Source organism: Paraburkholderia sp. J69-1 (assembly GCF_905220255.1).
GTDB lineage: Bacteria > Pseudomonadota > Gammaproteobacteria > Burkholderiales > Burkholderiaceae > Paraburkholderia.
This window is the reverse complement of sequence record NZ_CAJMZG010000014.1, coordinates 220,416-231,214: the sequence shown is the minus strand read 5'-3', so window position 1 is coordinate 231,214 and position 10,799 is coordinate 220,416. Positions and strand designations below refer to the sequence as shown.

The following is a 10,799-nucleotide window of genomic DNA, read 5'->3' as shown; positions in this document are numbered from 1 at the left end:
CGTTTCCTGCATTAAAGAGACTTGCCTGGTCGCTGCCTGATTGACAGCTAGCGTAACTGCAACAAAAAAACTTGAACACGGCGCATCAACGACATGTACACGACATATGAAATAAGCGTGTCTGCATCCCGTTACATCAAGATGACAAAACAGGGAACATACGTGAATGCAATGCGAATTGATTCAACGCCGGACTCTAAATGCTTCAAGGTCGTGGACGCGGCGCAACGCACATGCATTGCAACCGCGTGTTGTCCTGCGTTTCGTGAATGGAATGGCGATGCAATAGCGGTTATTTCGCGGGTTGAATCTCGGCGGCAGCTTCCTGCGTGGCGGGCTGCTGAATCGCTTTAGCAGCAATAGAATCAAAACGATTTTGCGCCGTTTCGATATTTTGCTGCGTCAGATTACGGATCGTTTCAGCCGCATTGCCGAATGCGGTGAAGGTCGAATTAAATGCGGCGACGTACGGTGCCAGGTACGGTGTAGCACTCGCCGGAGCATTCTGCGAGAAACGCGCCGCCACCGCTTTCACGCGCTCCTGCTGCGCTTCGCTCTGGGCTTGAGCCGCCTGGGTCCATTCGGACTGCGTGTGCGTAGCGATATCGAATAGCTGGCGACCATACGACAAGGCCTTTGCCGCTGCCTGCTGCGAGGCGTTCACCTGCTGCGTGAAAAGCTCGACAGGGCTGGTGGTTTGCAGCGCGCCCTTGAGCGCCGCCTCGTTTTCGGCCAGCACCGCACGCGCGGCCTGCAGATTCAACGCGACGATCGCTTCGACGCTTTTGAACGCGGGCTGCGTCACTGCGAAAAATGCCGCGACGCCGGACTGATATTGGGCCCGGAGATGATCGGATGCGAAATCGTTGATTAGCTCGGTCATCGGCTATGCCTCATGATTAGAAATGCTAAATAGATTGACTATAGGAAGCCGCAAATCGATGCGACCCATCAGCACTCAGTCCAGCAATGTCGTGTCCGCTGACATCACCGCGGCAACTCAATTAGAGACTTGATTCTAAGGCATGAATTTAACAATTTTGTGCAACACAAAATTAGGTGAAAACCCCAGGTGAAGTCAATTCGATTCAGAACGGGTTTATTTCTTGCAGTTGTAAGGCAAATTGACGCAAAACTTAAAGCGGCGCGCGGGGTCATGTCCTCTAACTCGCGGCCGCCTCAACTGCTTTTTAATGCATTAGAAACTGCAGATCAATGCAATCCGATACACCATTTGATTTTCTCCAGACAAAACATCGGCGGCGCCTTGAATGCTCGCGCAATTTCACTGGTGATCCGTTCTGATTGAATCCGATTTGCAAGTTTTGAGGGATCGCGTGTCATGCACCGGAAATCACAGACTCAATGCCTGCGCGCCAGGCGGCGCACGCCGTAACGGTACAATTGCGCTCGTCCAGACAGGCCAGCGCTAACTCTATCGTGACCGAGCATCAACCCGGCCTGACGCCGGGCTTCATTCTGACCCGCCATTGGCGCGACACCCCCACGCATACCGAAGTCGATTTCTGGCTCGCCACGCCCAATGGTCCGCGGCAGTTGCGCCTGCGCCCGCAAAACTCGGTGGCTTTCGTGCCCGCCGCGCAACGCGAAGCCGCGCAGCGCGTGCTCGAACGCGAAAAGGGCGCCGAGTGGCGCGCGCTCGATCTCAAGGACTTCCGCCAGCGCCCGATCGCCGGACTCTATACGCCGCAATACCGCCAGTTGACGGGCGCAGCGAAACGCCTGAACAAAGCAGGCGTGGACATCTACGAAGCCGATATCCAGCCGCCCGACCGTTACATGATGGAGCGTTTCATCACCGCGCCCGTGCTCTTTCGCGGCACGCCGGATGAAGCGGGCGTACTGATCGACGGAGAAATGAAACCGGCCAGCGAATACCGGCCAGCGCTACGCCTCGTTTCGCTCGATATCGAAACCAGCGCGCAAGGCGAACTCTATTCGATCGCGCTCGAAGGCTGTGGCCAGCGCCAGGTGTATATGCTCGCGCCGGAAAATGGCGAGGCCGGCACGCTCGATTTCGATCTCGCGTACTGCGAAAGCCGCGCGCAAATGCTCGAATGTCTGAACGCCTGGATGGCACAGCATGATCCCGATGCCATCATCGGCTGGAATCTTGTGCAATTCGATTTGCGCGTATTGCACGCGCATTCGCAGCAATACGGCGTGCCGCTCAAACTCGGGCGCGGCGGCGCGGTCATGGAATGGCGCGAGCACAGCATCAATCAGAATCATTATTTCGCGGCGGCCGCCGGGCGGCTCATCATCGACGGTATCGAGGCCTTGCGTTCGGCCACCTGGAGCTTTCCGTCGTTCAGCCTCGAATACGTGTCGCGCACGCTGCTGGGCGAAGGCAAGGCGGTCGATAACCCGTATCAGCGCATGGACGAAATCCAGCGCCGTTTCGACGAAGATAAACCCGCTCTCGCACGCTACAACCTTAAGGATTGCGAACTGGTTACGCGCATCTTCGCGAAAACCGAGTTGATTGCGTTTTTGCTGGAGCGCGCATCCGTGACCGGTTTGCCGGTCGATCGCAGCGGCGGTTCGGTCGCGGCATTCACGCATCTTTATCTGCCGCGAATGCATCGGCAAGGTTATGTCGCGCCCAATCTCGGCGATATCGTGGGCGAGAATAGTCCCGGCGGATTCGTGATGGATTCGCGCCCCGGCCTCTACGATTCCGTGCTGGTGCTCGACTACAAGAGCCTGTATCCGTCGATTATCCGCACGTTTCTGATCGATCCGGTCGGCCTGATCGAAGGCTTGCAGGCACCCGACGACACACATTCCGCGCCGGGTTTTCTGGGCGCGCGTTTCTCGCGCTCGATGCATTGCCTGCCCGAAATCGTGCGCCAGGTCTGGGAAGGACGCGAAGCCGCCAAGCGGCAAAAGAACGCGCCGCTTTCTCAGGCGCTGAAAATCATCATGAACGCGTTTTATGGCGTGCTCGGCTCGACGGGCTGCCGCTTTTTCGATCCGCGTCTGGCTTCGTCGATTACGATGCGCGGCCACGAAATCATGCGCCAGACGCGCGCGCTGATCGAAGCGCAAGGTTACGACGTCATTTACGGCGATACCGATTCCACCTTCGTCTGGCTCAAGCGCGCACATTCGGAAGAAGACGCCACGCGCACGGGCCGCGAACTGGTCGCGCATGTCAATGCATGGTGGAAAGCGGAACTGCAAAATCGCTTCGGTCTGGAAAGCGCGCTCGAACTGCAATTCGAGCGTCATTATTCGCGCTTTCTGATGCCCACGGTGCGCGGCGCCGAAGAAGGCAGCAAGAAGCGTTATGCGGGCCTGTCGCTGGCGAAAGACGGCGACGAGGAAGTGGTATTCAAAGGCCTCGAAACCGTGCGCACCGACTGGACGCCGCTCGCCCAGCAATTCCAGCGCGAGCTTTACCGGCGCGTTTTCGTGCGCGAACCGCACGCAGACTACGTGCGCGATTACGTGCGCCGCACGCTTGCCGGTGAATTCGACGATCAACTCGTGTTTCGCAAACGTCTGCGCCGGCCCTTGAGCGACTATCAGCGCAACGTGCCGCCACATGTGCGCGCCGCGCGCGTCGCCGACGAATACAACCGCGCAAAAGGCCGTCCTCTGCAATATCAGAACGGCGGCTGGATCAGCTATGTGATGACGACGGTGGGCCCCGAACCACTCGAAACGCTCAGCGCGCCGCCCGATTACACCTTCTATCTCACACGCCAGTTGCAGCCTGTAGCCGATGCCATCCTGCCGTTTTTGCGCGAAGCATTCGAGACGCTGATTTCCGGTCAGGCGAGTCTTTTCTAGCTGGCTAAAAGCCGCGCTTCGAGCCCTGCACGCACCTGCGGCCATTCATCGTCGATGATGCTAAAGCGCACCGAATTGCGTTTGCGCCCATCGGGCATGATGCGTTCGTGGCGCACGATGCCTTCCTGCCTGGCGCCCAGACGCAAGATGGCCGCGCGCGATTTCTCGTTGAGTTCGTCGGTGGTGAATTGCACGCGCACGCATTGGAGCGTGTCGAACGCATAAGCGAGCAGCAGATATTTCGACTCGGTATTAATCGACGAACGCTGCGCCGATGCCGCCAGCCACGTGTGGCCGATCTCCAGTTTGCGATTCGCGCGGTCGATCTTCCAGAAGCGCGTGCTGCCCACCACGCGGCCGCTTTCACGCTGCACGATCGCAAACGGCATGACCGTGCCCGCGCGCTCGCCTTCGAGCGCTTTGGCGATATAAGCGTCGACGGTCGCAGGCGACGGCACGACCGTGACCTTGAGGTTCCAGAGTTCGCCATCGGCGGCGGCTTCGATCAGCGCGGTGGCATCGGTTTCGCGCAGCGGGCGCAGTTCGACCGTTTTACCGCTCAGCGTAGGTGTGGTGTTCATCGAATCGGGTGTCATGCGGAAGAATCGGGCTTGGCGCCGATCGCACCGTCGTCGCGGCGCAGCAGGCGGCCCGCGTTGGCGATCACGATGAGCGTGCCCACGTTATGAAGAATGGCGCTCGCCACGGCGCTCAACGCGCCCAGCGCCGCAAGCGCGATCACGGCAACCGTCCAGGCAAGGCCGATCGCCGCGTTGGTCGTGGCGATGCGCCGGCACGCGCGGCCCAGGCGAATGCAGTCGGGCAGACGGCGCAGATCGTCGGCGAGCAGCACGACGTCGGCGGAAGCCACGGCGATGTCGATGCCGCGCTCGCCCATCGCCACGCTGGTCGAACCCGCCTTGATCGCCAGCACGTCGTTCAGGCCGTCGCCCACCACGAGCGGATGATGTCCCGCGTCGATTTCGGCGAGCACGTAATCGAGCTTGTCGTGCGGCAGCGCCTGCGCCACCACCGTCTCGATACCGAGTTCGCCCGCGAGCCGCCGCGCGACGCTTTCGCGGTCGCCGGTCACAAGCGCTTCGCGCGCCATGCCCAGCGCGCGCAGATCGTCGAGCGCCCCGCGCGCTTCGGGCCGCACAGTATCGTCGAAACCGAACCAGGCGAGCAGGCGGCCGTCGAGCGCCAGCCCGGCGCTGGGACCGTCGATGTCGGCGGGCGCGGGCGGCAATGCGCTCACATGCTGCGCCAGCAGTTCGGCGCGGCCGAGCACGGCAACGCCTTCGGGCGTGGGCGCGATCACGCCCAGGCCGCGCAACTCGCGCGCTTCGGCCAGCGGCGCAAGCGTAGCGAATGTGCTCTGTGCGCGTTCGCGCGCGAGCGCACGGCACACCGGATGCGCGCTGCTCAACGCCAGCCGCGCCGCCAGTTCGCGCGCCTGCGCTTCGTCCGCGCCCGGCTGCCAGCACGCGCGCGTGAGGCGCAATTCACCGTGCGTGAGCGTGCCGGTCTTGTCGATCACGAGCGAATCGATTTCGGCGATCTTGTCGAGAAACGCCGTGTTGCGAAACAGGATGCCGCGCCGCGCGCCCGCCGCAATCCCGGCGATGGCAGTCGATGGCGCCGCCAGCACGAGCGCGCACGGGCAAGCCGCGACGATCACCGCGAGCATCGCCTGCGCATTCGCGCTCACGAACCAGACGATCGCCGCGATCAGCAGCACGAGCGCGAGATATGCATCCATATAGCGTTCGAGCGCCTGCGTGATGGGCGGCTTGGCGGCCTCGGCGCGCTGCATCAGTTCGATGACCTTGCCGAGCGTCGACGCCTCGCCCACCTGCGTGATTTCCACGCGCAGCGGCCCATCCAGATTGATCGCGCCGCCATACACGCTCGCGCCCTCGCCCGCGTCCTGCGGCAGCGATTCGCCCGTGATCGGACCGTTGTCGATGCTGGAGCGTCCTTGACGCACCAGGCCATCGGCGGGAATACGCGCGCCGGGCAGCACATCGACGAAATCGCCGGGACGGATCGCTTCGTAAGCCACTTCCTCGATCGCGCCCGACTCGCTCACGCGGCGCACCTTGCCCGAAGTCAGCCGCCCGAGCGCGCGGATCGCTTCCTGCGAGCCCAGCACGCTGCGCTCCTCCAGCGCGTGGCCGAAAGTCATGACGATGGGCAGCAACGCCGCCGTCGTCATGTCGCCGACGGCCCACGCGCCCAGCATCGCCAGCGCGATCAGGCGGTCGGTCACGCCATGCAGGCTCGGCGATTTGAGGCTGTGCCACGCGCCCGCGAACACCGGCGGCGCGACGATCAGCGACGCGAGCGCGGCGAGCAGTTGCGCGACAGTTGCGTCGCCGCGCGCGCCTGCGGGCGAGAGCCACGGCCAGGCGAGCGAGAGCAGCAGGAAGCCGCCCGCCAGCAGCGCGAGCAGTGTGTGACGCGTGATCGCGCGGCGCTCGGCGGCAGACATCGCGTGGACGGCGTCGTGCTTTTCGTCGCGCACTTCGGCGGCTTGGTCGGTTTCAGCAGCTTCGGCGGCTTCGTGCAGATGCGCGTCCTGATCGGCCGCTTCACAGGGCGTCGTCATGGTGCGCGCCCCGGCAACACGAGGCTCGATGCGTCGTTCGGATCGATCGTCGTCACGCGCGCCGCCTTCGCCAGCACCGCCTGCACGCGGTCGCGATACGCGCGCGCGACCAGTCCCGGATCATGATTTTCCGCCAGCGCCGCTTCGAGCTGAACGATCGTCGAGGTTTCCGATTGCGCCGTGGCCACGCGCTCGGCGGCGTTGGCCTGTGCGTCCTGGACGATGCGATCGGCGTTCTGCTGCGCGCCCTGGCGCGTTTTTTCGGCGACGGTGCGGGCAAGCGCGACATCGCGCTCCGCGTTCTGCATCGAGCCCAGCACGGCGTTGAAGGCGTCGATGGCCGATGCCGGAAACGCGCTCTGCACATCGACCCGCGCGACTTCGATGCCCAGCCCGGCATGCGCGGCGGCGAGCGCATCCAGATGCCGCTGGATCGCGCGTGCAAGGTCGCCGCGCAACTGCTCGCGGCGCACGGCCATCTGTTGATCGGCGGCGACCGTTTCGGGACGCGCAACGAGGATCGCGTCGAGATCGCGCTGCGCCGCCGTTTCCACCACGGCGGCGGACACCACGCGCTCGATCGCGGCATCGCGATGCTCGAGCTGCATGGCGTAGGCATAAGGGTCGCTCACGCGATAGAACAGCGTCGCGCTCAGTTGCACCACGCCGTTATCGCCGGTCAGCACGTAACCGGAACCGGCTTCGGCATCGGTGTCGAGCCCGAGCGTGGCGCTCGCGTGCGGATTGCGTTCCAGCGCGATCACGCGATGTTCGAGCACGCGTTCGCTGCCGGGCACCAGCAGCACGTCCTCGAACGGACGCGGCCAGGCCACCAGCAGACCCGCGCCCTGATCGCGCACATAAGCGCCGAAGCGCGTCACCACGGCGCTGCTATCGGCGGGAATGCGGCGGATATTCGAAGTCGCCCAGCCAAGCGCCGCCAGCACCGCCAGCACGGCGACGAACCAGAACGACAGGCGCACGGTCTGCGCGCCGGGGCCGAGCGCGGGCTGCATGTCGCGCTGAAATTGCGGCGCGCTCATCGGCTTTTGCCCGAACTGCGCGTGGACGCCGCCACCGGGCCGTTGACGGCCGCGCCCATGCCCGGCGGGCCTTGCACGAGCGCGCGGAACGGCGCGGCATCGGTGCGCAGGATCAGGTTGGTGTTCGTGTTGACCACCGAGCCGAGCGTGTCGAGCGAGCGCAGCATCGTGTAGAGCTGCGGATCGGCGGCGTAGCTCTTGCCGTAGATCGCGGCGGCGTCCTTGCGCGATTGCGCTTCGATATCGGCGGCTTTCACGTTGGCGTCGGCGATCAGCACGCGCGCGTCGCGGTCGGCATCGGAGCGGATCTGCGCGGCCTGGCGGTTGCCTTCGGCGGTACGCTGCGCGGCTACGGTCTCGCGTTCGGCGCGCATGCGCTCGACCGTCGCGGCGAGCGTGACGGCGGGCAGCGTCAGGCGCTCCAACCCGACCTGGACCACGTGCACGCCATAGGCCGCGTAGACCTGCGCGTCGACCTGACGGCGCAGCGCTTCCTCGAACGCGCCGATGCGCACCTGCGAAGGATCGGTGTTGACCAGCGAAGCGAGATCGAAGCCCGCCGAAGTGGTCTGCAAGGCGGAGCCCACCAGCGAGCGGATCTGCCGCGCCGCTTCATCGGGCTCGTTGCGCACGGCGCGCACGAAGTGGCCGATGTCGTTGGCATTCGCGGGCACGCGCCACGCCACATAGGCTTGCACGATGATGCGCAGGCCATCGCGCGTGCCGACGTCCTGCAGGCCGCTCGACGTCGTGTGCAAGCGCAGATCGACGGGCACGGCGGCTTCGATCGGCGCGGGCAGCCGCCACGCCAGCCCCGGTTGCAGCAGCACGCGCACCGGGTCGCCGAACCGCGTGACCACGGCCGCCTCGCCCTCGCGCACCTGCACGAAACTCGCCACCACGAGCGCGACGATCACGCAGAGCGCCGCGAGCGCCACGCGCAACGCAAAGCGCGGACGGTTCACCGGCGCGCCGGGCTGGCCGTGCACATGACCGTGGGCATGTCCATGCGAATGGCCGTGATGATGGTGCGCATCGCCGTGCGCGTGTAAGAGGCTCACGTTCAAATCACCCTGTTCAAGATTGATGCCGATGATCGCCGCACGCATCGCACGCATCGCACGTTAAGGTCATGGCTCACCATGCCGGCCGCACGCCTGTCGCGGTTGAGGGCGTGAGCGTGCGCAGATCGATGGTCGCGCGATTGCCGCTCGCGAGCCGGTCGTCGATCACGGTCAGGTTGGCGTTCTGCAGGCCTTTGCTCAGCGCATGCAGGTAGTACTCGAAAGCGAATGCGGGACCGCCCAGACCTTGCGCGATCACATCGGCGTCGAAGCTTGCCTGTTGCACGCGCGCAGCGGCGAGTGCATCCGCGCCGTTCGCGCTGCCTTGCGCGATGGTCTCGATCGCACGCTGCTGCGCGCCGCCCACGGTCGCGGCGGCAAAACCGCGCGCCTGTACGACACTGGCATCGGCGCGAATCTGGGCGGCCTGGACGCCGTGATACGCCGCCGCCGCGCCCGCCGGCGGATGCACGCTTTCGATCACGACCGCCACCACCTCGATGCCGCCGACAGCCTGATTGAGTTCATGCTGGATGACGCCGCGCAGCGTCGCGGCCATCGCCGTCTGCGGTGTGTCGAGCAAGGCCGGCAGCGTGCGCGACGCGAGATAGCGCACGACTTCGCGGTTGGCGATCGCGCGCACGGTCTGGTCGAGATCGACGGTGCGGTAGAGCGCGGCACGCGCGGCCGCGTCGGACAGACCGATGCGGTAATCGAGCCGCACATCGGCGCTGACGATCTGGAAGGCCTGCTGATCGCCGCTCGTGCCCGCAATCACCTGGGTGGTTTCCCACGGATGCGCGACGTCCCAGAGGCGGTTGAGTTGAGCGGGCGTGCGGGCATCGGCGGCAATGGGCTGTGCGCTGCGCTGGCTCGCGCCGGGATCGTCGCCAGCGCTGCCCGAGACGATCAGTTGATGGATCGCGCCGTTATCGAGCACGCGGGCGCGGCCGAACGGCCAGGGCAAGCCGACGTGCAGGCCCGCTTGCCAGACGGCCACAGGCGCGCCGAAGCGTTCGTAGACCGCGCGCTGATCGGGGCCGAGTATCGTCACGCCGCCGAGCAGCCAACCCGTCAGCAGCATCACGGCAAGCGTGCCGGGCAGAAGGCGCACGAAGCTTTGCAGCGCCCAGTTCTGGCGCAAGTCGATGCCATAGCGCGCGCGCAGCTGCGCGTCGAGCGAGGCGAGCGGACGCGCATGCGCCCTCAAGGCCTGCGCGATGGCGCTGGAGAGGAACCACGGTTCGTTGCGGTCGTTCGGCGCGCTGAACCAGGTCCAGGCCGAGCGTGCCGCCAGTTCGAGCGCGACTGCGCCGCTCAAGACCGCGACAAGGCGCACGAGCCACGTGAGCGACGCGCCGCCGAAAGCGCCCCATGCGGTGGAGATTGCTGCGCCCAACGCGGCGACGAGCAGCACGCGCAGCAAGGCCGCGAGCGCCGCAGCCGCCGTCGAGCCTTTGCCGTATTGCGCATGAATGCGCTCGACAAGCAGCACGCCGAACGCCAACGCCAGCCAGAACGCGCCCGCAACCAGCAGCGGCGCTTGCGCCGCGCGCTCATCGGGCACATAGGCGGGACGCAACCAGGCCAGCAACGCAAACCCGGACGATATCAGCGCGAGCAGCGGCACCACGTAGGGACGCCACGGCAGGGCGCGCAGGCGCGCTTGCAGATCAGGGATATCGGGAAGATCGGTGGTGTCGGTGGCGTCGGCGTTGCGGGAGTCACCCGCTTTGCGCTCGTCGCGCCGCAAAGCGAGATGCGCGAGAACGAGCAGCGTCTTCCAGATCGGCACACGTGCAGCAGGCGTATCGATGATCCGTTCGGCATAAAGCCGCGTACCGATGACCGCCATCAGAATGCAGACGCTCGCGCTCGCCAGCACGGCACACCAGCGCGCATCGAATGGCCAATCCCGCGCGCCCGGCAACAAGGCCAGCAAACCGGACACGATGGCCAGCGCCAACGCCAATGCACCGAGCCGGGTCTCGCCCTGACGCCCGGCGAACCACCCAAAAGCTTCGCGGTTCTCGCGCGCTGCGCGTTGCACCATCCGGGCTCCTTACAGGGAAGTTACGAGGATCGCCCCGGCGTGCCGAAGCGCGCCCCAATGTAGCGCGCTCGATATAGAAACTCAACCTCGCTGCACGTGCGCCAGGCTTGCGCAACCCGGCTCACAGGCGCGCCCATGCGGACGGAATCGGCGCACAATATGCCGATTGCACACACGCCACACGCACGCGACGCACACGCCACACGCTA

Annotated in this window: 7 protein-coding genes; 1 reads left to right on the top strand and 6 read right to left on the bottom strand. The window is 65.0% G+C overall.

Annotated features, from left to right (window positions below; genetic code table 11):
• Positions 1-292: 292 nt before the first annotated feature.
• On the bottom strand, positions 293-883 hold the full coding sequence (gene phaP, locus U5A67_RS25245; RefSeq protein WP_241023861.1) for a TIGR01841 family phasin: 591 nt from the start codon (positions 881-883) through the stop codon (positions 293-295).
• A gap of 557 nt (positions 884-1,440) precedes the next feature.
• On the opposite strand from phaP, the gene U5A67_RS25240 reads away from it, so the two are divergent.
• Positions 1,441-3,819: a DNA polymerase II gene (locus U5A67_RS25240; protein WP_321816282.1), complete on the top strand. Its 2,379-nt coding sequence runs from the start codon at positions 1,441-1,443 to the stop codon at positions 3,817-3,819.
• Here the strand turns inward: U5A67_RS25240 and U5A67_RS25235 are convergent.
• From U5A67_RS25235 to U5A67_RS25215, 5 genes are all read right to left on the bottom strand, one after another.
• Positions 3,816-4,415 (bottom strand): GNAT family protein, encoded by a 600-nt coding sequence (locus U5A67_RS25235; RefSeq protein ID WP_321816283.1) that lies wholly within the window; start codon positions 4,413-4,415, stop codon positions 3,816-3,818. The two genes, U5A67_RS25240 and U5A67_RS25235, sit on opposite strands and share 4 nt — an antisense overlap.
• A complete protein-coding gene (locus U5A67_RS25230) occupies positions 4,412-6,430 on the bottom strand; it encodes a heavy metal translocating P-type ATPase (protein ID WP_321816284.1) in 2,019 nt (672 codons plus the stop codon). Before U5A67_RS25230 ends, U5A67_RS25235 begins: the two co-directional genes overlap by 4 nt.
• The gene (locus tag U5A67_RS25225; RefSeq protein WP_321816285.1) at positions 6,427-7,473 is read right to left on the bottom strand and encodes an SPFH domain-containing protein; all 1,047 of its coding nucleotides are present in this window, start codon (positions 7,471-7,473) and stop codon (positions 6,427-6,429) included. Before U5A67_RS25225 ends, U5A67_RS25230 begins: the two co-directional genes overlap by 4 nt.
• On the bottom strand, positions 7,470-8,534 hold the full coding sequence (locus U5A67_RS25220) for a protease modulator HflC (protein ID WP_321816286.1): 1,065 nt from the start codon (positions 8,532-8,534) through the stop codon (positions 7,470-7,472). Before U5A67_RS25220 ends, U5A67_RS25225 begins: the two co-directional genes overlap by 4 nt.
• Before the next feature lie 76 nt (positions 8,535-8,610).
• On the bottom strand, positions 8,611-10,590 hold the full coding sequence (locus U5A67_RS25215) for an SPFH domain-containing protein (protein WP_321816287.1): 1,980 nt from the start codon (positions 10,588-10,590) through the stop codon (positions 8,611-8,613).
• Positions 10,591-10,799 lie beyond the last annotated feature (209 nt).